This is a genomic window from Kitasatospora sp. NPDC088783, assembly GCF_044750705.1.
GTDB classification, from domain to species: domain Bacteria; phylum Actinomycetota; class Actinomycetes; order Streptomycetales; family Streptomycetaceae; genus Kitasatospora; species Kitasatospora fiedleri.
In genome coordinates, this window is record NZ_JBIVKJ010000008.1 from 315,513 (window position 1) to 335,959 (window position 20,447).

General features: G+C 75.1%; 22 protein-coding genes and 1 pseudogene. 6 read left to right on the forward strand and 17 right to left on the reverse strand.

Annotated elements, in window-relative coordinates; translation table 11 throughout:
• Positions 1-93: 93 nt before the first annotated feature.
• The 6 genes from ACIP60_RS23710 to ACIP60_RS23735 all read right to left on the reverse strand — a co-directional run bounded on the left by ACIP60_RS23710 (position 94) and on the right by ACIP60_RS23735 (position 6,253).
• Positions 94-1,713 carry a uroporphyrinogen-III synthase gene (locus ACIP60_RS23710; protein ID WP_100837724.1) on the reverse strand — a complete coding sequence of 540 codons (1,620 nt, stop codon included), beginning with the start codon at positions 1,711-1,713 and terminating at the stop codon, positions 94-96.
• On the reverse strand, positions 1,710-2,684 hold the full coding sequence (hemC, locus tag ACIP60_RS23715) for a hydroxymethylbilane synthase (protein ID WP_400687444.1): 975 nt from the start codon (positions 2,682-2,684) through the stop codon (positions 1,710-1,712). Before hemC ends, ACIP60_RS23710 begins: the two co-directional genes overlap by 4 nt.
• A gap of 41 nt (positions 2,685-2,725) precedes the next feature.
• Complete coding sequence (locus ACIP60_RS23720) at positions 2,726-4,132, reverse strand: glutamyl-tRNA reductase (protein WP_400687446.1); 1,407 nt, start codon at positions 4,130-4,132, stop codon at positions 2,726-2,728.
• 31 nt (positions 4,133-4,163) lie between these two features.
• Positions 4,164-5,021, reverse strand: coding sequence for a redox-sensing transcriptional repressor Rex (locus ACIP60_RS23725; RefSeq protein WP_400687603.1), 858 nt, complete (start codon positions 5,019-5,021; stop codon positions 4,164-4,166).
• Positions 5,022-5,128: 107 nt separating this feature from the next.
• Positions 5,129-5,812, reverse strand: coding sequence for an exonuclease domain-containing protein (locus ACIP60_RS23730; protein ID WP_400687448.1), 684 nt, complete (start codon positions 5,810-5,812; stop codon positions 5,129-5,131).
• Positions 5,813-5,980: 168 nt separating this feature from the next.
• Complete coding sequence (locus ACIP60_RS23735) at positions 5,981-6,253, reverse strand: glutaredoxin family protein (RefSeq protein ID WP_400687450.1); 273 nt, start codon at positions 6,251-6,253, stop codon at positions 5,981-5,983.
• 95 nt (positions 6,254-6,348) lie between these two features.
• Here ACIP60_RS23735 and ACIP60_RS23740 point away from each other — a divergent pair, with 95 nt between their 5' ends.
• The 3 genes from ACIP60_RS23740 to ACIP60_RS23750 all read left to right on the forward strand — a co-directional run bounded on the left by ACIP60_RS23740 (position 6,349) and on the right by ACIP60_RS23750 (position 10,163).
• On the forward strand, positions 6,349-7,281 hold the full coding sequence (locus ACIP60_RS23740; protein ID WP_400687452.1) for an HAD family hydrolase: 933 nt from the start codon (positions 6,349-6,351) through the stop codon (positions 7,279-7,281).
• 500 nt (positions 7,282-7,781) lie between these two features.
• Complete coding sequence (locus ACIP60_RS23745; RefSeq protein ID WP_400687454.1) at positions 7,782-8,651, forward strand: ECF subfamily RNA polymerase sigma factor, BldN family; 870 nt, start codon at positions 7,782-7,784, stop codon at positions 8,649-8,651.
• A gap of 303 nt (positions 8,652-8,954) precedes the next feature.
• The gene (locus ACIP60_RS23750) at positions 8,955-10,163 is read left to right on the forward strand and encodes a DUF5667 domain-containing protein (protein ID WP_400687456.1); all 1,209 of its coding nucleotides are present in this window, start codon (positions 8,955-8,957) and stop codon (positions 10,161-10,163) included.
• A gap of 61 nt (positions 10,164-10,224) precedes the next feature.
• On the opposite strand, the gene ACIP60_RS23755 is transcribed toward ACIP60_RS23750, so the two are convergent.
• From ACIP60_RS23755 to ACIP60_RS23780, 6 genes are all read right to left on the reverse strand, one after another.
• Positions 10,225-11,229 carry a lysophospholipid acyltransferase family protein gene (locus ACIP60_RS23755; protein WP_100837718.1) on the reverse strand — a complete coding sequence of 335 codons (1,005 nt, stop codon included), beginning with the start codon at positions 11,227-11,229 and terminating at the stop codon, positions 10,225-10,227.
• Positions 11,226-12,281 carry an NAD-dependent epimerase/dehydratase family protein gene (locus tag ACIP60_RS23760; protein ID WP_100837717.1) on the reverse strand — a complete coding sequence of 352 codons (1,056 nt, stop codon included), beginning with the start codon at positions 12,279-12,281 and terminating at the stop codon, positions 11,226-11,228. The genes ACIP60_RS23755 and ACIP60_RS23760 overlap by 4 nt, the downstream gene beginning before the upstream one ends.
• Before the next feature lie 147 nt (positions 12,282-12,428).
• Positions 12,429-12,527, reverse strand: a complete 99-nt coding sequence (locus tag ACIP60_RS23765) for a 30S ribosomal protein bS22 (protein WP_003948845.1) — start codon at positions 12,525-12,527, stop codon at positions 12,429-12,431.
• A gap of 123 nt (positions 12,528-12,650) precedes the next feature.
• The gene (locus ACIP60_RS23770; RefSeq protein WP_014136488.1) at positions 12,651-12,860 is read right to left on the reverse strand and encodes a helix-turn-helix domain-containing protein; all 210 of its coding nucleotides are present in this window, start codon (positions 12,858-12,860) and stop codon (positions 12,651-12,653) included.
• A 117-nt stretch (positions 12,861-12,977) separates the two neighbouring features.
• Positions 12,978-13,817: a phosphatase gene (locus ACIP60_RS23775; protein ID WP_400687460.1), complete on the reverse strand. Its 840-nt coding sequence runs from the start codon at positions 13,815-13,817 to the stop codon at positions 12,978-12,980.
• Positions 13,814-15,001, reverse strand: a complete 1,188-nt coding sequence (locus tag ACIP60_RS23780) for an acetoin utilization protein AcuC (RefSeq protein ID WP_400687462.1) — start codon at positions 14,999-15,001, stop codon at positions 13,814-13,816. The genes ACIP60_RS23775 and ACIP60_RS23780 overlap by 4 nt, the downstream gene beginning before the upstream one ends.
• A 270-nt stretch (positions 15,002-15,271) precedes the next feature.
• On the opposite strand from ACIP60_RS23780, the pseudogene ACIP60_RS23785 reads away from it, so the two are divergent.
• The 3 genes and pseudogenes from ACIP60_RS23785 to ACIP60_RS23795 form a co-directional block, all read left to right on the forward strand.
• A pseudogene (locus ACIP60_RS23785) lies at positions 15,272-15,475 on the forward strand (multiprotein-bridging factor 1 family protein); the annotation flags it as partial.
• A 97-nt stretch (positions 15,476-15,572) separates the two neighbouring features.
• Positions 15,573-16,100 carry a DUF5753 domain-containing protein gene (locus tag ACIP60_RS23790; protein WP_400687464.1) on the forward strand — a complete coding sequence of 176 codons (528 nt, stop codon included), beginning with the start codon at positions 15,573-15,575 and terminating at the stop codon, positions 16,098-16,100.
• On the forward strand, positions 16,090-16,305 hold the full coding sequence (locus ACIP60_RS23795; protein WP_400687466.1) for a DUF397 domain-containing protein: 216 nt from the start codon (positions 16,090-16,092) through the stop codon (positions 16,303-16,305). The genes ACIP60_RS23790 and ACIP60_RS23795 overlap by 11 nt, the downstream gene beginning before the upstream one ends.
• 148 nt (positions 16,306-16,453) lie before the next feature.
• Here ACIP60_RS23795 and ACIP60_RS23800 read toward each other — a convergent pair whose 3' ends face one another.
• The 5 genes from ACIP60_RS23800 to ACIP60_RS23820 all read right to left on the reverse strand — a co-directional run bounded on the left by ACIP60_RS23800 (position 16,454) and on the right by ACIP60_RS23820 (position 20,363).
• Positions 16,454-16,675 carry a DUF6879 family protein gene (locus ACIP60_RS23800; protein ID WP_400687468.1) on the reverse strand — a complete coding sequence of 74 codons (222 nt, stop codon included), beginning with the start codon at positions 16,673-16,675 and terminating at the stop codon, positions 16,454-16,456.
• A 68-nt stretch (positions 16,676-16,743) separates the two neighbouring features.
• Complete coding sequence (locus tag ACIP60_RS23805) at positions 16,744-17,955, reverse strand: MFS transporter (RefSeq protein ID WP_400687605.1); 1,212 nt, start codon at positions 17,953-17,955, stop codon at positions 16,744-16,746.
• Between the two features lie 165 nt (positions 17,956-18,120).
• Positions 18,121-18,774 carry an HAD family hydrolase gene (locus tag ACIP60_RS23810; protein ID WP_400687470.1) on the reverse strand — a complete coding sequence of 218 codons (654 nt, stop codon included), beginning with the start codon at positions 18,772-18,774 and terminating at the stop codon, positions 18,121-18,123.
• A gap of 11 nt (positions 18,775-18,785) precedes the next feature.
• Positions 18,786-19,613 carry a pyrroline-5-carboxylate reductase gene (gene proC / locus ACIP60_RS23815; RefSeq protein ID WP_400687472.1) on the reverse strand — a complete coding sequence of 276 codons (828 nt, stop codon included), beginning with the start codon at positions 19,611-19,613 and terminating at the stop codon, positions 18,786-18,788.
• A 135-nt stretch (positions 19,614-19,748) separates the two neighbouring features.
• A complete protein-coding gene (locus ACIP60_RS23820; protein WP_400687474.1) occupies positions 19,749-20,363 on the reverse strand; it encodes a DUF6461 domain-containing protein in 615 nt (204 codons plus the stop codon).
• Positions 20,364-20,447: the final 84 nt, after the last annotated feature.

A 20,447-nucleotide genomic window follows, 5' to 3' on the forward strand; every position in this document is an offset into this window, starting at 1 on the left:
CGGACGGACGGGAATTCGGCGGACACTTCGAAGGCTCCCTGAGTCACGGAAGAACGCGGCGGGGGGAGGCCGCGGCCTCCCCCCGCCGGAGGGTCAGCGCGCCTTGCGGCGCGAGCCGGGGCGACGTTCGCTCGGCCGGTAGACCGGCTCGCCCGCCGCGGTGGCGGCGTCCCGGCGGGTGGCCCCGAAGTCGGCCAGCGCCTGGGCGAGCGCGGACGCGGACGGGGCCGGGGCCATCACGTCGACCCGCAGGCCGTGCTCCTCCGCCGTCTTGGCGGTGGCCGGGCCGATGCAGGCGATGACGGTCACGTTGTGCGGCTTGCCGGCGATGCCGACCAGGTTCCGGACGGTCGAGGACGAGGTGAACAGCACCGCGTCGAAGCCGCCGCCCTTGATCGCCTCCCGGGTCTCGGCCGGCGGCGGCGAGGCGCGCACCGTGCGGTACGCGGTCACGTCGTCGACCTCCCAGCCGAGCTCGACCAGGCCGGCCACCAGGGTCTCGGTGGCGATGTCGGCGCGCGGCAGCAGCACCCGGTCGATCGGGTCGAACACCGGGTCGTACGGCGGCCAGTCCTCCAGCAGCCCGGCCGCGGACTGCTCGCCGGAGGGCACCAGGTCGGGCTTGACGCCGAAGTCGACCAGCGCCTGGGCGGTGGTCTCGCCGACCGCCGCGACCTTGATCCCGGCGAACGCCCGGGCGTCCAGGCCGTACTCCTCGAACTTCTCCCGGACGGCCTTGACGGCGTTGACCGAGGTGAAGGCGATCCACTCGTAGCGGCCGGTGACCAGGCCCTTGATGGCCCGCTCCATCTGCTGCGGGGTGCGCGGCGGCTCGACCGCGATGGTCGGCACCTCCTGCGGCACCGCGCCGTACGAGCGCAGCTGGTCGGACAGGCCGTGGGCCTGCTCCTTGGTGCGCGGGACGAGGACGTTCCAGCCGAACAGCGGCTTGGTCTCGAACCACGAGTGCGAGGCGCGGTGGGCGACCTGCTCGCCCACCACGGCTATCACCGAGGTCGCCGGGTCCACGGGGGCGGAGACCGGCGAGGGCAGCACCCGGGCGGCCTTCAGGTCGGCGGCGATGGCGGCCAGCGTGGAGGTGAAGGTGCGCTGCCGGGTGGTGGTGCCGGAGAGCGTCGCGGAGAGCGCCGCGTCGGGCTTGCGGCCGTGCGCCACCAGGGAGTTGGCGGTGGCGGGCAGCTGGCCCAGGGTGGTGCGCACCACCAGGGTGGTCTCCGGCGAGCCCAGGTCGACGACCTGGCCGGCCAGCAGCGCCTCGGCGTCCACGAAGCGGACGTCCGCGCCCTGGCCGCCGCGCAGCGGCACGCCCGCGTAGGCGGGCACGCCGACCGACTGGGCGACGCCGGGGACGACCTCGAAGGGCACGCCGGCCTGGGCGCAGCGCAGCATCTCCTGGGCGGCGCAGCCGTCCAGGCCGGGGTCGCCGTCGACGGTGCGGACCAGGTGGCGGCCGGCCCGGACCGCGTCGGCGGCCAGGTCGGCGAGCTCCCGGCCGGCGTCGGCCGGGTCGAGGACCTGGACGCCGCTGGGGCAGTGGGTGCGGACCGCGGCGGCGGTCAGCGGGTCGGCGACCAGGACGTCGGCGGTGCCGAGCACGTCGACGGCGCGCAGGGTGAGCAGTCCGGGGTCGCCGGGGCCGGCGCCGAGGAAGGTGCAGCGCCCTGCGGGCGGGTGGAATCCGGCGGCGGTCATCGGGCGCGCTCCCCCATCAGGTCGGCCGCTCCGGTGTCGAGCAGCCTGGTGGCCAGGGCGCGGCCCAGGGCCGCGGCCTGCTCCTCGGCGGTCTCGTCGGGGACGAGGGGGCCGTTGGCGGACATCTTGAGCAGTTCGGTGCCGTCGGTGGTGCCGACCACGCCGTCCAGGCGCAGCTCGGTGCCGGTCCAGCCGGCCAGTGCGGCGACCGGGGCGGAGCAGCCCGCCTCCAGGGTGGCCAGCAGGGCGCGCTCGGCGACCACGGCGGCCCGGGTGGGGCGGTGGTCGAGCCGGGCCAGCACGGCGGCCAGGGTCGGGTCGACGCACTCGACGGCGAGCGCGCCCTGCCCGGGGGCGGGGAGCATCAGCGCGGGGTCGAGGTGCTCGGTGATCTCGGCGGAGCGGCCGAGCCGGTTGAGTCCGGCGGTGGCCAGCACCACGGCGTCGAGTTCGCCGGAGCGGACGTAGCCGATCCGGGTGTCGACGTTGCCGCGGATCGGCACGGTCTCCAGGTCGGCGCCGCGGGCGCGGGCCCAGGCGTTCAGCTGGGCCATCCGGCGCGGGGAGCCGGTGCCGATCCGGACGGTGCGGCCGGCGCTCCCGCCGACCAGCCCGGCCAGGTCCAGGCCGTCGCGGGCGACCAGCGCGTCCCGGACGTCCTCGCGCTCGGGGACGGCGGCCAGCAGCAGCCCGGCGGGGGCGGCGGTGGGCAGGTCCTTGAGCGAGTGGACGGCCAGGTCGATCCGGCCCTCCAGCAGGGCGTCGCGCAGGGCCGAGACGAACACCCCGGTGCCGCCGATCTGGGCCAGCGACTCGCGGGAGACGTCCCCGTAGGTGGTGATCTCGACCAGCTCCACCCGGCGGCCGGTGATCGCGGCCACCTCCTCCGCGACCATGCCCGACTGGGCCATGGCGAGGGCGCTGCGGCGGGTGCCGAGGCGCAGCGGCGTCACTGTCTCTGGACCATTCATGAGGTGATCGTCCTGGTCGTGCTGGGGGGCTGACGGGGTGTTCATCTGGTTGCTCCGGCGGGCGGGGCGGTCGCTCCGGCGGGCGGGGCGAGGGCGGCCTGGGCGGCGGGGACGCCGCCCGGCGGGATCGAGGAACCCGCCTGGGCGCCGATCGGGGTGCCGGAGACAGCGTGCACTGCCGCGGGGTCCAAGTCGAACAGCTCGCGCAGGGCCTCCGCGTAGGAGGCCCCGCCGGGTTCGGCGGCGAGCTGCTTGACCTTGACGGTCGGGGCGTGCAGCAGTTTGTCGACCACCCGGCGGACGGTCTGCGAGATCTCCGCGCTGGAGCGCTCGTCCAGGTCCGGCAGCCGGGAGGTGAGCCGGGCGAGTTCGCCGCGGACCACCTCGGAGGCCATGGCGCGCAGGGCGACCACGGTGGGGGCGATCCGGGCGGCGCGCTGGGCCTGTCCGAAGGCGGTGACCTCGTCCGCGACGATGGTGGCCACGGCGTCCACGTCGCCGGCGCCGGGGGTGGCGGCGTGCGCGTGCGAGAGGCTCTCCAGGTCGACCAGCAGGGCGCCGTCCAGCTCGCGCACGGCGTGGTCGACGTCCCGGGGCATGGCCAGGTCGAGGAAGGCCAGCGGGGAGGTGGCACTGCGGGCGGTGAGCGCGGCGGCGACCTCGGCGGCGTCGATGACGGTGCCGGCCGCGCCGGTGCAGGAGATCACCAGGTCGACGTCGGCGAGCGCCTGCGGGACCTTCGCGAAGTCCAGGGTGCGGGCGGCGCCGCCGAGGATCTCCACCAGCCGCTCGGCGCGGGCCGGGGTGCGGTTGGCGATCAGCAGGTCGGTGACGCCGGAGCGGACCAGGGTGGCGGCGGCCAGCGAGCTCATCGAGCCCGCGCCGACCACCAGGGCGCGCTTGCCGGCCACCGGGCCGGCCCCGGCGGCGACCTGCTCCAGGCCGAAGGTGACCAGCGACTGCCCGGCCTTGTCGATGCCGGTCTCGCTGTGCGCCCGCTTGCCGACCCGCAGGGCCTGCTGGAACAGCTCGTTCAGGCCGCGGCCCGCGGTGTGCTCCTCCTGCGCCTTGGCCAGCGCGTCGCGCAGCTGGCCGAGGATCTGGCCCTCGCCGACGACCATCGAGTCCAGTCCGCAGGCCACCGAGAAGAGGTGGTGGACGGCCCGGTCCTCGTAGTGCACGTACAGGTGGGGGGTGAGTTCGTCGAGGTCGACGCCGCTGTGCCCGGCGAGCAGTTGGGACAGCTCGGCGACGCCCGCGTGGAACTTGTCCACGTCGGCGTACAGCTCGATCCGGTTGCAGGTGTTGACCAGCGCGGCCTCGCCGACGGTCGCCGAGGCGGCCGCCTCGTGCAGCACCCGGGTCGGGCCGTCGCCGGTGAGCGCCGCGCGCTCCAGCACGCCGACCGGCGCGGTCCGGTGGCTCAGACCGACTACCAGAAGACTCATGCCCCCACCTCGTCGTGACGGATGTTCGTGCTCACGCCGGCATCACCGCGGACAGGTCGTCGTCCGGGCCGCCCTTGGCGGCGGGGGTGCCCTTGGCCTGCTCGGCCTTGCCGCCGGCGGCCCGGCGCAGCTTGGCGGCCGCGGCCCGGACCGGACCGGGGGCGCGGTCGAGCACCGAGTCGCCCGCGGACGGCTCGTCGCCGGCCTTGCGCTGCTCGTGGAAGGCGAGGATCTGCAGCTCTATCGACAGGTCGACCTTGCGCACGTCCACCCCGTCCGGCACGGTCAGCACGGTCGGGGCGAAGTTCAGGATGCTGGTCACGCCGGCCTCCACCAGCCGGTCGCAGACCTGCTGGGCGGCGCCGGGCGGGGTGGTGATCACGCCGATGGAGACCTGCTGGGTGGCGACGATCTCCTCCAGCTCGTCCATGTGCCGCACGGGCAGGCCCGCGGCGGTGCTGCCCACCACGTGCGGGTCGGCGTCCAGCAGGGCGGCCACCCGGAACCCGCGGGAGGCGAAACCGCCGTAGTTGGCGAGGGCGTGGCCCAGGTTGCCGATGCCGACGATGACGACCGGCCAGTCCTGGGTGAGGCCCAGCTCGCGGGAGATCTGGTAGACGAGGTACTCCACGTCGTAGCCGACGCCGCGGGTGCCGTAGGAGCCCAGGTAGGAGAAGTCCTTGCGGAGCTTCGCCGAGTTCACCCCGGCGGCGGCGGCCAGCTCCTCGGAGGAGACGGTCGGGACCGAGCGCTCGGAGAGCGCGGTCAGGGCCCGCAGGTAGAGCGGGAGGCGGGCCACGGTCGCCTCCGGGATGCCCCGCGCACGCGAGGGCCTGCGCGCGGCGCCCTGGTCGGGCGTCTGCGAACTGCTGGGTGAGGGTCGGCCGATTGCCACGTTGCTCCTGTGGGTGAAGCTGGGCTTGGACCGCCAGGCTATGCGTTTGTGAACGTGTGCACAAAGATGGTGTCCGATTTGTCCCCGAACAGTGACACGCATCACTCGTCGCCCGCCGAACCGATCAGCGCCCGCGGGCCCTCCACCCCGGCCGGCCACGGCCCCAGCGGCGCCACCCGGCGCAGCAGCGGGGCCTCCGCCCGGGAGCGCGCCGAACCGGCCGGACCCAGCCGCGGCCACGGCACCGCGGGCCCGGCGGGGGCGGCCGGCAGCCGGACGTCCGCGCAGCCCGTCCGGCGGCAGTGCCGCAGCAGCTCGACCGTCGCCCGCGCGTCGCCCAGCGCGGTGTGCGCCGGGAACCAGCCCAGCCCCGCCGCCTCCACGCACGCGGACAGGCCGAACCCGCCCGCCTCCGGCAGCATCCGGCGGGCGATGCGCATCGTGCACAGCAGCGGCACCGGCGGCAGCGCCACCCCGATCCGGGCGAACTCGCGCTCCAGGAACGCCCGGTCGCAGGTCACGTGGTGGCCCACCAGCACCCGGCCGGCCAGCAGCTCCAGCAGCCGCGGCGCGATCTGCCGGAACTTCGGCGCGCCCTCGACGTCGTCCTGCGCTATCCCGTGCACGTGCGTCGGCCCGACCGGGCCGGCCGGGTCGAGCAGGGTGGCGAACTCCCGCTCGGTGCGCAGCGCGGCGTCCAGCTGCACCACGGCGACCTCGACCACCCGGTGGCGCCAGGGGCTACGACCGGTGGCCTCGACGTCGACGACGGCGTAGCCGCTCATCGCGCCCTCCTCTTGCACGGCCCCCGGCGGACACGGAAACCGTTCGATCGTAAGCCGAGAAGTGAAGGAACTCCTAGGCCGATCTTCATCGAACGTTCACGAAGCACCGGTGCCCCGGGAGGGGCGGGCGGCGGAGCCGGCAGCGGGGCGCACGGGGCCGGGCGGGGGCTAGGCGCCCAGCGCCTTGCGGAGCCGGGCCTCGTCGACCCGCCAGAAGTCGTGCTGGCGGCCGTCGACCAGGGTGACCGGGATCTGCTCGGCGTACTGCTCGTAGAGGGCCGGGTCCTGGAGGATGTCCTTCTCCTCGAAGGACGCGCCCAGCTCCGCGGTGACCCTGAGGATCACCGCGCGGGCGTCCTCGCAGAGGTGGCAGCCGGGCTTGCCGATCAGGGTGACGGTGGTGTCGGCGGGGTTCTTCCCCGCGCGTCGCAGCAGGCTCACCGGTTCATTGTGCCGCTCGTCGCGCCGCCGCCCGTTCACTGCTCGGGCACTCCTCGGTCACGGGGCGGGGCGGCCGCGCTGACTATGCTCGTCGCATGGCCGCGCTACGAAGGCTCACCCAGTCAAGGCGTTCCACCGACGACCGGACCGCCCTGGCGGCCGAGGCCGCCGCCGACGCCGCCAGCGCCCAGCTCGCGCCGGAGCCGTCGAAGGCCCCCGCGGCGCCGGCGGGGGACCACACGCCGGAGCCCGGGGACGTCCGGGCGGCCGCGTTCTTCGACTGCGACAACACGATCCTGCGCGGCGCGGCGATCTTCTACCTCGGGGTCGGGCTGTACCGGCGGCGCTTCTTCTCCCGCCGCGACCTGGCCCGGTTCGCCTGGCAGCAGGCGGCGTTCCGGCTGCGCGGCGCGGAGAACCCGGAGCACATCGCCGACGCCCGGGACAGCGCGCTCGGCCTGGTGGCCGGCAAGCGCACCGCGGACCTGGAGCAGATCTGCGAGGAGATCTTCGAGCCGGTGCTGGCCGAGAAGGTCTGGCCGGGCACCCGGGCGCTGGTGCAGATGCACCTGGACGCCGGGCAGCGGGTGTGGCTGGTGACCGCCGCGCCGCAGGAGGTGGCCCGGCTGATCGCGCGCCGGCTGGGCATGACCGGCGCGCTCGGCACCGTCGCGGAGACCCGGGACGGCGCGTACACCGGCCGGCTGGTCGGCGGGATGCTGCACGGCCCGGCCAAGGCGGCCGCGGTGCAGGCGCTGGCCCGCCGCGAGCACCTGGACCTGGCGCGCTGCGCGGCGTTCAGCGACTCCGCCAACGACATCCCGATGCTGAGCCTGGTCGGCCACCCGTACGTGATCAACCCGGACGGGGAGCTGCGCCGGCACGCCCGGGCGATGGGCTGGCGGGTGCGGGACTTCCGCACCGGGCGGAAGGCGGCCCGGATCGGCGTCCCGGCGGCGGCCGGGCTGGGCGTGCTGGTGGGGGCGGCCGCGGCGGCGGTCGCGGTGCACCGTCGGCAGCGGGCCTGACGCCGCGTCGACACCAGATCGACGCGTCGACCCGGTGTCAACGCGACGCTGCCACCCGGCGTCAACGCGATGCCGACGACACGCCCCCCGGCGGGTGGTCGTGCACGTCAGCGGGGGTGAACCCGCCCCGAGCGGGCGGCGGTTCGGGAACGTCCGGCCCTGACCGGAACTGATCGTTCGGCAGACGGGCAAAGTCATGGGTTGGGGCGGCCGATAGCGGGGAAACCCGGCCCGCACACCGGTGTTCGGTCACCCGATGTGCACAAGTGGTCACATTGAGCCGGATGGATGGCGTCAACTCCGGTCACCGACAGGTGAATATCCGCAAGAAGTGGACCTCAATCGACCACTTCGACCACGCGGTGTAGCTGTCATTGCACAAAGCGTTATTCTCTCCTGGATGCACCCCGCCCGCAGCGTCCCCGTGACGGGCGGCCCGTGCGGCGTGCTCTCCGCACAGGCGGAGGTGATCCGTCCACAGTTCTGCCTCTGGGAGTCCCGTGTACCCACCCGTCCGGAACGACGCGCCAGCCACCTCCCGCCCGTCGACCGCCACTCTGCGCCGCGGTGTGCGCCTGGAACGGCTGTGGGCCGCGATCCGCGAGTTCGAACTGGCCGTCCCGCAGCCCGCGGTGGCCGGCCCCGCGTTCGCCGCGCCCGCCCCGGCCGCGTTCGCCGCGCCGCTGCTGCGCTCGACCACGACCGGCTCCGCCGGCGGCGGAACCTCCGGCAGCACCCCCGCCACGGGCCCGCGCGGCCGCACCGTGCCCGCCCCCGGCAGCCGCTCCCGCAGCGCGCCCGCCGGGCCCGGCTACGACACCGAGCACAACCCGGTGGTGGAGCTGGTCGAGCGGGCCCAGAACGGCGAGAGCGAAGCCTTCGGCCGGCTCTACGACCACTACGCCGACACCGTGTACCGGTACATCTACTACCGGGTCGGCAGCCGGGCCACCGCCGAGGACCTGACCAGCGAGACCTTCCTGCGCGCGCTGCGCCGGATCGGCACCTTCACCTGGCAGGGCCGCGACTTCGGCGCCTGGCTGGTGACCATCGCCCGCAACCTGGTGGCCGACCACTTCAAGTCCAGCCGGTTCCGGCTGGAGGTCACCACCGGCGAGATGCTCGACTCCAACGAGTGCGAGCGCAGCCCCGAGGAGTCGGTGCTGGAGTCGCTCTCCAACGCCGCCCTGCTGGACGCGGTGCGCCGGCTCAACCCGCAGCAGCAGGAGTGCGTCACGCTGCGCTTCCTCCAGGGCCTGTCGGTCGCCGAGACGGCCCGGATCATGGGCAAGAACGAGGGCGCCATCAAGACGCTGCAGTACCGGGCGGTGCGCACGCTGGCCCGCCTGCTGCCGCCGGACGCCAGGTGAACCGCCGACCGTGGACGCGATAGCCCACAGACCGTCGCCGCGCCCGCCGGCGCCCGACGGACCGTCAACCCGCGTCGGGCACAGGCACGTCCGGGTGAAGCGGCGGTCATCTGCTCTGCTTAATACGCCAGGGGGGTCGTGCGTAACCGACTCCGGACACCGCTCGTTGGCCAGCGTGCAATCCGCCACCGGGCCCGCGGTCAAGTGGGAACTCGAACTGTCACCCGATGGTGTGGTTTCGGCCTGTCGGGACAACCAACCGGCGGGCCACGGTGTCGAAAACGACGAAGGGAGGTGTGGCCCGTGACGGCAAACGTGCTGGAGCACCGGCGGGCGAAGTCCTTCGCCGAGGCGCTGGAGGCCCACCAGAGTGACCACCGGAGCAGCGGCTCGCACCGGGCAGGCTCCGCCGCCATGACCGAACTCCTCGCGACGGCCGACGCGCTCGGTGCGGTCCCCGCCCCCGAGCTCAGCGCCGAGACGCGGACGGTCCAACGCGCCCAGCTGATGGCCGCGTTCGAGCAGGAGTGGGCCGGTGGCGCCCCCACCGCGGTCCTCCCCGCCCAGCGCGGCCGGCGCGGCCGGCGCACCCGCTGGGGCCGCCGCCTGGCCATCGGCGGCCTGGTCGCCGGCGTCGCGGTCGGCGGGTTCGCCGGGGCCGCCGCCGCCTCCACCAACGCCCTCCCCGGCGACGCCCTGTACGGCATGAAGCGCGGCCTGGAAGGGCTGCGCCTCGACTGGGCGGACAACGACACCGAGCGCGGCGCGCTGCTGCTCCGGCAGGCGTCCACCCGCCTCGACGAGGCGCAGTCGCTGCTCGGCCGCTCCGACAGCCCGACCGCGCTCAGCCCCACCACGGTCGACCAGGTCCGCCGCGCGCTCGACGACATGCACGCCGAGGCGCTGCGCGGCCGGGACCTGCTGCGCGCCGTCTACCGCACCAACGGCTCGCTCACCCCGATGCGCCAGCTCGCCGGCTTCGCCGGGGAGGACCAGCGCTGGTCGGTCCTGCAGTCCAGGCTCCCGTCCGGGCTGAGCAGCCAGGCCACCAAGGTCGACCGGCTCTTCGACGACATAAGCGAGGACGTCGCGCCGCTCCGGCTGGAGCAGACCCCCGGCCAGGGCGGCAGCGGCGGCAGCGGGAGCACCGCCGGGAGCGGTGGGGACGGCGGCAGCAGCGCCGGCACCGGCACCGGCACGGGGCAGCAGCCGCTGCTGCCCGGCACCGGGGCGCCCGGCGGCGCGAGCGGCGGCCACGAGCCGGGCGCCGTCCCGTCCGTGCGGGTCACGCCGCCGCCCGGCGCGGCCACCTCGGGCGGGCTCGGCGACCTGCTGGGCGGCCTGACCGGCACCGGGGCCTCCCCCGCCGCGACCGGCTCCCCGGCGGCCTCCGGCGGCGCCACCCCGGCGGCCCCCTCGGGCTCCCCGTCCGCGCCCGCCGCGGGCGCGGTGCCGGGCATCACCCTCCCGCCGCTCATCCCGGGCCTGCTGCCGGGGCTGACGCTCAACTGAGGGCGCGTCCGCCGGGGGGCGGGAGGAGCCGGACGGCTCCCCCCGCCCCCCGGCCGGTGCGTCACCCGAAGACGGAGCGCCGCTGCACCAGCAGCTTGTACAGCGTGTGCTGGATGGTCTCCCGGACCTGGTCGGTGAGGTTGAAGACCAGCATCGGGTCCTCCGCCGCGTCCTTCGGGTAGCTGTCGGTGGGGATCGGCTCGCCGAACTGGATGGTCCACTTGGTGGGCAGCGGGATCGCGCCGAGCGGGCCGAGCCAGGGGAAGGTGGGCGTGATCGGGACGTAGGGCAGGCCGAGCAGGCGGGCCAGGGACTTGAAGTTGCCGATCATGGGGTAGGTCTCCTCGGCCCCGACGATCGAGCAGGGCACGATCGGGACGCCGGCCCGCAGCGCGGAGGCGACGAAGCCGCCGCGGCCGAAGCGCTGGAGCTTGTAGCGGTCGGCGAAGGGCTTGCCGATGCCCTTGAAGCCCTCGGGCCAGACGCCGACCACCTCGCCGCGCTCCAGCAGGGTCTGGGCGTCCTCGTTGCAGGCCAGGGTGTGTCCGGCCTTGCGGGCGAGCTCGTTGACCACGGGGAGGACGAAGACCAGGTCGGCGGCGAGCATCCGCAGGTGGCGGTCGGCGTGGTCGTGGACGGCGACCTGGGTCATCAGGGCGTCCAGCGGGACGGTGCCGGAGTGGTTGGCGACGATCAGCACGCCGCCCTCGGCGGGGATGTGCTCGGTGCCGCGGACCTCGATCCGGAAGTACTTCTCGGCGAGCGGCCGCAGCAGGGCGAGGAAGACCTCCTCGGTGAGCTCCCGGTCGAAGCCGAAGTCGTCGACCTCGTAGTCGCCGGTGAGCCGGCGGCGCAGGAAGCCGAGGCCGTGGGCGGCGCGCTCCTCCCAGCCCTTGCCGAGGACCCGGGTGGCGGTGGCGCCGAGCTGCCCGGCGAGGGCCGCGCCGACGCCGTCGGCGATCCGGTCGGCGAGGGCGGGCCGCGGCTCCGGGCCGCTCCAGCTGGGGGCGGACTCGATCGGGATGACCTTGGCCGCCGGGTCGGCGGACTCCCGGGCGGCTGTCATCGCGGCCTCAACTCCTGGGTCTCGGTGGGGTGGTGGTCGCCGAGCAGGCCGGCCAGCCGGTCGGTGACGGCGGTCAGCCGTTCGGGCGGCAGCGGGCCGGGCGGGCAGTGCGCGGCGAAGTCGGCGAAGGTCTCCGGGGTGGTCCGGCGCGGGCTCCAGCCGAGCCGTTCGCGCAGCCGGGCGGTGTCCACCACCCTTCCGTGGGTGAGCAGTTGGAGCTGTTCCTGGGAGAAGGCGCGGTCCGCGGGGGCGGCCAGCCGCCGGGTCAGCCGGGCGACCAGGCCGAGCGCGGGCCGCAGCAGCGGGACGGTGGGGCGGCCGAGCCGGCGGGCGCACTGGGAGAGCAGCAGCACGCCGTCCCCGGCGACGTTGTAGGTGCCGGGGGGCGCGCCGAGGACGGCCAGCCGCAGCGCCTCCAGGGCGTCGTCCTCGTGGACGAACTGGAGCCGGGGGTCGTGGCCGAAGGCGGTGGGCAGCACCGGGAGGCGGAAGTACGCGGCGAGCGGGGTGTCGCCGTCCGGGCCGAGGATGTTGGCGAAGCGCAGCACGGTGACCGCGACGTCGGGGCGGCGGCGGGCGAAGCCGCGGACGTAGCCCTCGACCTCGGCGGCGTCCCGGGCGAAGCCGTCGGGGGGCAGCGCCTTGGGCTGGGTCAGCTCGCCGAAGACGGCCGGGTCGCGGGGCGCGGAGCCGTAGACGGCGGTGGTGGACTTGACCACCAGCCGGGCCAGCCCGGGGGCCTGCTGGCAGGCGCCGAGCAGCTGCATGGTGCCGATGACGTTGCTCTCCTTCACCGCGGCCCGGCCGCCGTGGCCGAGCGCGGTGACGTTGAGGTGCACGACGGTGTCGACCTCGTGCTCGGCGATCACCCGGGCGACCGCGGGGCGCCGCGGGTCGACCTGGGCGTACCGGACGCCGAGCGGGAGTCCGGGCGGCGGCGGGACGGCGTCCACCCCGACCACCCGGTCCACCTCGGGCCGTTCGGCGATCCGCTCGGCGAAGCGCGCGCCGAGCGGGCGCGCCACGCCGGTGACGAGCACGACCTTGCCCACGCTGCCCCGTCCTCCCTGGATGCCCACCCTGCGTCTGCACCGTACCGCGCGGAGGACACCCGGGCTGAAACGCCACTGCCCGCCCCGGAAATCAATCCGGGACGGGCAGGACGGAAACCTGGCGACGCGAGGCGACCGCAGGCGGTGTTACTTCTTGTTGCGACGCTGCACGCGAGTGCGCTTCAGAAGCTTGCGGTGCTTCTTCTTGGCCATACGCTTGCGACGCTTCTTGATGACAGAGCCCACGGAACATTCCTCGCTCACTCGGACCCGCGCCCGTGAGAGAACGGGAGTCCATACGACTGACGGAGGCCCTAGCCTACCGTCCACCTCGCGTTTGCCGTAATCGGTGCCCGTGGTGGTGGTGAGCTACGCGCTTTCGAGCCGCACGTAGGACTCCTGGAGGTACTCGTGCACCTTCTGCTCGGGCACCCGGAAGGAGCGGCCGACCCGGATGGCCGGAAGCTCGCCGCTGTGCACCAGACGGTAGACCGTCATCTTCGACACCCGCATCACCGAGGCGACCTCGGCCACGGTCAGGAAGACGACATCCTGCAGGGGACGCTCGCCGGAACTCATGACCCATCACCGACCCTTACCCGTGTGCAAGGCACCGGCTTCCCCTCCGGTGACTCCACCGGCACACGTGTATCCCCAGAGTAGTTATGCATGGTACGGGTGGGAAGAGGGGGGCCGTCACCTGTTGTACGGTGCGAGATCCGCCCGTTGCAGTACGTAGTCGCTCAGCGGAACGTAGCAGCTCGGCGCGGAGCCGTCCTCCAGCGGGACGACCACCTCCACCAGGCCGTCCGCCTCGGCGGCGAACGGGGCGACGTCGTTGCAGTCCGCGATGCCGCCGGCCGGGATGCCGAGGCGGCCCGCGCCGCAGAGCCAGCCGTGGTCGCCCAGCACCAGGTCGGGCGGGGGGTGTCCGGCGTCGGCGAGGGCGGTCAGGGCGAGCCGGACGGGCAGCGGGGAGTGGGTGTGCGCGAGGTCGCCGGGGCCCGGGCGGCCGGGCCCGTCGGGGCCGTCCAGGGCGCGCACCACCAGGACGCCGTCGAGCACGTCGAGGCGGCGGGGGCGCTCGCCCTCGGGGGTGGGCTCGCGGAAGCGCGCCCCGCGCGCGGGGGTGTGCACGGTGCAGCCGGCCGCTTCGAGCGCCTCGGCCAGCGCGCGGTGGAAGCCGGCCAGTTTGGTGGGGTGGCCGGTGCCGGCCAGCACGCTGCCGCGCCGGTCGGCGGTGCGGCGCAGCAGGGCGGCGAGGCGGTCCAGGGCGTCGAGGGTGCGGTCGGGGTCGATGGAGTCCGGGCCCTGGGTGTGGCGCGGGTCGGGGCTCACCCCGACGCGTTCGGCCATCAGCCGCAGCACGGCGGCCTCGTCGCGGCGGGGCTCCGGCTCCAGCCCCATCAGCGCCTTGGGGTCGCCCTGGGCGAACAGCCGGTAGTGGCGCAGGTTGTTCTGCCGGGGGGTGGGGACCTCGGGGCCGGCCAGGCGGTGCTTGACCAGGTAGGCGCGCAGCTCCGCGCGGGCGGTCACGGGATCAGCCCGTGCTGCGGCAGGACGGCCCGGCGGGTGGCCAGGATCGCCTGGTCGAGCCGGTCGGCCGGGTCGTAGCCGCCGTCCTGGAAGTCGGACCAGCGCGGGGTGGCGCCGTCGGTCATCCGCAGCGGGGCGGGGCGGCGGGTGAGCCGGTACACCTCGGCGCGCCACGCCTCGGGCGTCTCGGCGGCCGGGTCGACGGGGTGGCCGGCGGCGGTGGCCACCAGGTGCGTCCAGGCGCGGGGCACCACGTCGACCACCGCGTACCCGCCGCCGCCGGTGGCGATCCAGCGGCCGTCGGCGTGCTCGTGGGCGAGGCGGTGGACGGCCTCGGCGATCAGCCGCTGGGCGTCGACGGTGACGGCGAGGTGGGCCAGCGGGTCCTCGACGTGGGTGTCGGCGCCGTGCTGGCTGACGATCACCTGCGGGCGGAACGCGGCCAGCAGTTCCGGCACCAGCGCGTGGAAGGCGCGCAGCCAGCCGGCGTCGCCCGTCCCGGCGGGCAGCGGGAGGTTGGCGGCGGTGCCCTCGGCGTCCGGGCCGCCGGTCTCGGTGGCCCAGCCGGTCTGCGGGAACAGCGTGGCCGGGCTCTCGTGCAGCGAGACGGTCAGCACCCGGGGGTCGTTCCAGAACGCCTGCTGCACGCCGTCGCCGTGGTGGACGTCCACGTCGACGTAGGCGATCCGCTCGGCGCCGAGTTCGAGCAGCCGGGCGATGGCCAGCGCCGGGTCGTTGTAGACGCAGAACCCGGACGCCCGCCCGGGCATCGCGTGGTGCAGCCCGCCCGCGAAGTTGACGGCGTGCGGGGTCTCCCCGCGCCAGACCGCCTCGGCGGCGGCCACCGACTGGCCGGCGATCAGCGCGGACGCGGTGTGCAGCCCCGGGAACGCCCAGTTGTCGTCCGTCCCCAGCCCGTGCGCGGCGTCGACGGCGGACGGGTCGGCGGCGGCCCGCTTCACCGCCGCCACGTACTCGGCGGTGTGCACCAGGCGCAGCGTCGAGTCCCCCGCGGCCGGTGCCGAACGCACCGTCACGGACGGCCGCTCCGCCAGCCCCAGCGACTCGACCAGCCGCATCGTCAGCGCCAGGCGCGTCGGGTCCATCGGGTGCCCGGGCCCGAAGTCGTATCCGGTCTCTGCCTCGTCCCAGAACAGGTGCAGGCCGCAGGTGGTTTCCGCCATGACCCCCACCGTATCGGGACCGCCCCCGGCACCCGGTCCGCTCCGGACGGTTTCGCGGGCGGTGCCGCCCCCGCGGGAGGGCGGGGAGGCGGCCACGGCGGTCACCGGCCTCTCCCCGCTCCGCGGTTGTCACGCTCTGCGCCCCGGGCGTCGCGGAACGGTACTAGCCTGGGCGGGAGGGGCCCGCGCCGACCGGGAGCCGGACCGCGGCGGAACTCCGCGTCCTGCCGCACGGCACGCGTGCACCACGGAGAGGTGGGGAGAACGGTCATGGCCTTCCAGAAGCGGCGCCCGGCCCCGGGTGCCCGCCAGTTCTACGGGTCCGAGGTCCTGCGGCTCCGGGAGGAACACGGCTGGTCGCTGGCCCGCCTGGCCGCCGAGACGCACTCCTCCACCACCGCCCTGTTCCGGGTGGAGACCGGGGACCACCGCGTGCCCGAGGGCCTGTCCGAGGAGTTGGACCGGGTGTTCGCGACGGACGGCCACTTCGTGCGGCTGCTGCCGGCGGCCCGGCAGGAGGACCATCCCGCGAAGTACCGGGAGATCCTGGCCTCTCGCCGACCGGGCCGAGGTGGACGAGTCCTACAACCCCGGCATCCACGGCCTGCTCCAGACCGAGGCGTGCGCCCGGCACATCCTGCGCTCCGGCCTGCCCTACGGCCCGGAGGAGGAGGTCGAGCAGCGCGTGCGCGCGCGGCTCGGACGGCAGATCCGCCTGCACAACAGCTCGGAGTGCCGGTACCGGTTCATCCTCGACGAGACCGCGCTCCGCCGCCGGATCGGCAGCCGGGCCGAGATGGCCGAGCAGTTGCGCGCCGTCCTCGCGGCGGCCCGGCTCCCGAACGTCGTGGTGCAGGTGCTCCCCTTCTCCGCCGGCGCCCACTCCGAGACCGCGTCGCTGTGGCTCCTCGGGCTGGAGGACGGCCGGCAGATCGCCTACGAGGAGACCACACGGGCCGGGACGGTCTTCGAAGGGGAACGCGATGTCGCGGAACGCAGGGCGCTCTACGATCTGCTGAAGACCCAGGCGCTGTCCGAGGCCGGGTCCGAGCGGCGGATCAGTGCCGAGTTGGAAGGACTGGCCCACGATGGCCCGTGACGACCCCGAGCCGCCCGCCGAGCGCCGCTGGCGCAAGAGCAGCCACAGCAACTCCGACGGCGGCGGGTGCGTCGAGGTGGACGACGCCAACTTCGGCCACGTCCGCGACTCCAAGGACCCGCACGGCCCGCACCTGGAGTTCGCCCCCACCGCCTGGGCAGCCTTCGTCACCGCCACCGCGACCGGCGGGTTCGGCCCGGCCTGACCGCGCCGCCCGCCGCCGAGGACACCCCTCCCCGAGGAGGGGCTTCCCGCCGTGCGGCCGACTCGGGCTGGTCCGATTCGCCCTGCTCCCGTCGGGCCCGGGCGCTGGACGACGGGGAGGCGGGCACGGTGGGGCTCGGCGCGGCGGGTCAGACGGTGTGCTGCCCGTGCGGGACGGCGCGCTCCCACACCGCGTCGAACGCGGTGGTGCACAGCTTCACCACGGCCGGGTCCTCGGTGCGGGAGAAGCGCGGGTCGGCCCGGTCGCCGTCGCCGGTGAAGTGGTGGAAGCGCACCCGGCCGCTGTCGACCAGCCGGAAGTCCTCGCCGGGCAGCGCCAGGTCGCAGGTGTCGCGCAGCTCCAGGTGCACCGCGGTGTGCCGGGCACCGCCGAGGAGTCGGTCGAAGTCCGGCGCGTTCAGCCGGGGAGGGCCGAGTCTCAGGCGGGCGTCCGGGCCGGGGCGGGCTGTTCGGCCGGGGCGGGGGCGAAGTGGGGGGCGAGCGGGAGGATGGCGAGGACGAGGAGCATGGGGGCGCAGAAGGCCCAGCGGTAGTCGGAGAGTTCGGCGAGGGCGCCGACTAGGGGGGAGCCGATCAGGAAGCCGACGTAGTTGAAGAGGTTGAGGCGGGCGACGGCGGCGTCGCTGGCGTGCGGGAAGAGGCGGCCGCCGGCGGCGAAGACCTGGGGGATGATCGCGCAGATGCCGAAGCCGAGGACGGTGAAGCCGAGGACGCCGGTCCAGGTGCCGGGGGCGAGGACGGCGATCAGGAAGCCCGCGCCGGCCACGGCGGTGCCGGTGCGGACCACGGGGAGGACGGTGAAGCGCTGGACGGCGCGGTCGCCGACGGCGCGGCCGAGCAGCATGGCGACCATGTAGCCGAGGTAGGAGAACTTGGCGAGGTCGTCGGGGCTGTGCAGGCCGTCGGTGAGGTACTTGACGCTGTAGTTGGAGACGGAGGCGTCGGCGATGTAGGCGAAGGCCATCACGGCGCACAGCGGGAGCAGCGGCTTCCAGGGGATGCGGCGGGCGGCGAGGGCGGCGGCCTCGCGGACGGCGTCGCCGAGTTCGGCGGGGCCGGCGAACCAGTGGCCGGCGATCAGCGCGGCGGGGACCAGGACGGCGGCGGCGCCGCCGAACAGCAGGGGCAGGCCGGTGTCCCGGTGCGCGCCGAGGGCGGCGAGGGCGGCGCCGAGGATGCCGCCGAGGCTGAACGCGGCGTGGAAGCCGATCATGATGCTGCGGCCGTAGCGGTGCTGGAGGCCGACGCCGAGCATGTTCATGGAGGCGTCGAGGGCGCCGACCAGCAGGCCGAACAGGCCGAGCGCGACGGCGAGTTGCCAGAGCCGGGAGCCGAGGCCGGTGAGCGCGAGGGTGAGGCAGAGCGCGGGTTGGACGACCCGCAGGACGCCGCGGGCGGTGGTGCGCTTGACGAGTGTCTCGGAGGTGATCGAGCCGACCCCGGCCAGGATCGGGACGGCGGCCAGGAAGACCGGCAGCAGGCCGTCGCTGAGGCCGTAACGTTTCTGCAAGTCGGTGATGCAGGTGACCAGCAGGGCGAAGGTGGTGCCCTGGAGGAAGAAGGAGACGGCCAGCGCGGCCCGGGCCCGCCGGAGCCGGGGAGTGGGGGCGGCCGTGGCCGTGACCTGCATCGGGACCTCGCTCACCACCGACGCTACCGGCCGGTACGCAACTGTTGGGCAGAGCGTAGGCGGTCGGCGGCGCCGGCGGGAGGGGTGCGGCGGGACCAGTTCGGCGGCGCCGGCCGGCGGGGCGCGGCGCGGCGGGAGGGGCGGGAGGGGCGCGGCGGCGGCCGGTCAGCTCCCCAGCAGGCCGATCGCCTCGTCCAGCCCGGTGAGCAGCCCGGTGGCGCCCGCCGAGGTGAGCTTGGCCGGGTCGGTGAGCGCGGCGTACCCGTACACGTCCATGCCGGCCGCGCGGGCGGCCAGCACGCCGTTGCGGCTGTCCTCCAGGACCAGGCAGCGGGCCGGGTCGGCGCCCATGGTGCGGGCGGCGTGCAGGAACAGGTCGGGGGCGGGCTTGCCGACGCCGACGTCCTGGGCGGAGAACAGCAGCTCGTCCGTGAAGTACCCGGACAGGCCGGTGAGGCGGTGCGCGGTGCGGATCCAGGAGTGGTGGGCGGAGGAGGCGACGCAGTAGCGGACGCCGCGCTCCCGGAGGTGGGTGAGCAGCTTCCCGGCCCCGGCCACCGGCCGCAGCTCCTGCTCGAAGGCGGCGAACACCCGGGCGTGGAACAGGTCGTCGAAGCCCTCCGGGAGCCGGGCCCCGTACCGTTCGGCGACCACGTCGTGCACGGTGTGCGCGGCGGTGCCCATGAAGTCCCGGTAGGAGTCCTCCACGGTGGTGGGGTGGCCGAGTTCGGTCAGGTACTCGGCGAGCACCCGGTTGGAGATCGGCTCGCTGTCCACCAGCACGCCGTCGTTGTCCAGGATCAGCAGGTCGTAGCTCACGGGGCCCGAGCCTACTTGCCGCCGCCGGCCAGCTCCCGGGAGCGGTCCCGGGCGGCCTCCAGGGCGCCGAGCAGGGCGGCCCGGACGCCGTGGTTCTCCAGTTCGCGGATGGCGGCGATGGTGGTGCCGGCCGGGGAGGTGACGGCCTCGCGGAGCTTGACCGGGTGCTCGCCGGAGTCGCGGAGCATCACCGAGGCGCCGATCGCGGACTGCACGATCAGCTCGTGCGCGACCTGCCGGGGCAGGCCGAGCAGGATGCCGGCGTCGATCATCGCCTCGACCAGGAAGTAGAAGTAGGCGGGGCCGGAGCCGGACAGCGCGGTGGCCGCGTCCTGCTGGTTCTCCGGGACGCGCAGCGCCTTGCCGACCGAGCGGAAGATCGCCTCGGTGCGGACCAGGTGCGCCTCGGTGGCGTGCGAGCCGCCGGAGATCACGCTCATGCCCTCGTCCACCAGCACCGGGGTGTTGGGCATCACCCGGACCACGGGGGTGCCGGGGGCGAGGCGCTCCTCGAACCAGGCGGTGGGGATGCCCGCGGCGGCCGAGACGACCAGCTTGTCGGCGGCGACGTGCTCGGCCAGCTCCTCCAGCAGGGTGCCCATGTCCTGCGGCTTGACCGCGAGGATCAGGGTGTCGGCGAGCTTGGCGGCCTCCGCGTTGCCGACGGTGGCGACGCCGTAGCGGTCGGCGAGTTCGGTGGCGCGCTCGGGGCGGCGGGCGGTGACCAGCACGTCGGCGGGCGAGGTGCCGGCCCGCAGCAGTCCGGAGAGCAGGGCCTCGCCGATCTTGCCCGTGCCGAGGAAGGCGATCTTCTGGCCGCCGGTCGTGGTGTCGCTCATGGGCCTCTCCGTACGCTGCGGTTCCGGTTCCTGGCCGCCATCTTGCCCCCGGAGCGGCCCGGCCCGGCGGAGGTGTCCACCCTGCGGGCGCGGGCCGGGCCGCCCCGGTCAGTCCGCCGGCCGGGCCCGCCCCGGTCAGTCCGCGTCCGGGACGACGCCGAGGGCGAACGCGCCGTCCCGGACCAGCTCCTCGGTGATCCGGACGCCGGTGAGCCGCTCGGCGAGCGCGAAGACCGCCGGCCGCAGGTCGCCGCCCCGGCGGTCGACCTCGGCCAGCAGCGCCCGGGTCGCCGCCGCGTCGGGGCCGTCCGCCGCGTCCGGGTGCGCGAAGGAGACCCGCCGTTCGCCGTCCCGGTAGTGCCGGAAGCGGTCGACGGAGCCGTCCGCGGCGCTGTCGTGCTGCACGGCGTCGCCGCCGCGGGACAGCGCGGCCAGCTGGGCGGCGTCCAGGCCGGCGCTCCGGTCCAGGGCCAGCAGCAGCGTCCAGTCGCCGCCGTCGCCGGGGACGGGGAGGGCGCCGACGGTGAACGAGGCGTCCCGGCCGCCCCGGACCCAGGCGCGCAGCTCCTCCGCGCAGTCGAACAGGTCGTCCACGCCGTCGGCGAAGCCCTGCGGGACGGCGCCCAGCAGGTCGAGCGCCTCCCGCGGGGGACGGCCGCGGACCAGGGTGAGCGAGTAGCCGGCGCCCAGGCAGTCGGGGAACCAGTCGGAGTCGGCGATCCAGGCGTAGTCGTGCGCGGTCGACGTCATGGCCCCATTGTGGCGGGCCGCTCCGACACCCCGTCACGGCCGCGGCGGGCCCGGGCCCGTAGGGGGAATCTCAGGGGTACCGGC

What these genes read in the sequence shown, in the direction of transcription:
- ACIP60_RS23805 (WP_400687605.1), bottom strand. Translation starts at nt 17,955, where the DNA reads ATGCAGGTCACGGCCACGGCCGCCCCCACTCCCCGGCTCCGGCGGGCC.
- ACIP60_RS23770 (WP_014136488.1), bottom strand. Translation starts at nt 12,860, where the DNA reads ATGAGTTCCGGCGAGCGTCCCCTGCAGGATGTCGTCTTCCTGACCGTG.
- hemC (WP_400687444.1), bottom strand. Translation starts at nt 2,684, where the DNA reads ATGAATGGTCCAGAGACAGTGACGCCGCTGCGCCTCGGCACCCGCCGC.
- proC (WP_400687472.1), bottom strand. Translation starts at nt 19,613, where the DNA reads ATGAGCGACACCACGACCGGCGGCCAGAAGATCGCCTTCCTCGGCACG.
- ACIP60_RS23820 (WP_400687474.1), bottom strand. Translation starts at nt 20,363, where the DNA reads ATGACGTCGACCGCGCACGACTACGCCTGGATCGCCGACTCCGACTGG.
- ACIP60_RS23730 (WP_400687448.1), bottom strand. Translation starts at nt 5,812, where the DNA reads ATGAGCGGCTACGCCGTCGTCGACGTCGAGGCCACCGGTCGTAGCCCC.
- ACIP60_RS23740 (WP_400687452.1), top strand. Translation starts at nt 6,349, where the DNA reads ATGGCCGCGCTACGAAGGCTCACCCAGTCAAGGCGTTCCACCGACGAC.
- ACIP60_RS23780 (WP_400687462.1), bottom strand. Translation starts at nt 15,001, where the DNA reads ATGGCGGAAACCACCTGCGGCCTGCACCTGTTCTGGGACGAGGCAGAG.
- ACIP60_RS23710 (WP_100837724.1), bottom strand. Translation starts at nt 1,713, where the DNA reads ATGACCGCCGCCGGATTCCACCCGCCCGCAGGGCGCTGCACCTTCCTC.
- ACIP60_RS23720 (WP_400687446.1), bottom strand. Translation starts at nt 4,132, where the DNA reads ATGAGTCTTCTGGTAGTCGGTCTGAGCCACCGGACCGCGCCGGTCGGC.
- ACIP60_RS23795 (WP_400687466.1), top strand. Translation starts at nt 16,090, where the DNA reads ATGGCCCGTGACGACCCCGAGCCGCCCGCCGAGCGCCGCTGGCGCAAG.
- ACIP60_RS23755 (WP_100837718.1), bottom strand. Translation starts at nt 11,229, where the DNA reads ATGACAGCCGCCCGGGAGTCCGCCGACCCGGCGGCCAAGGTCATCCCG.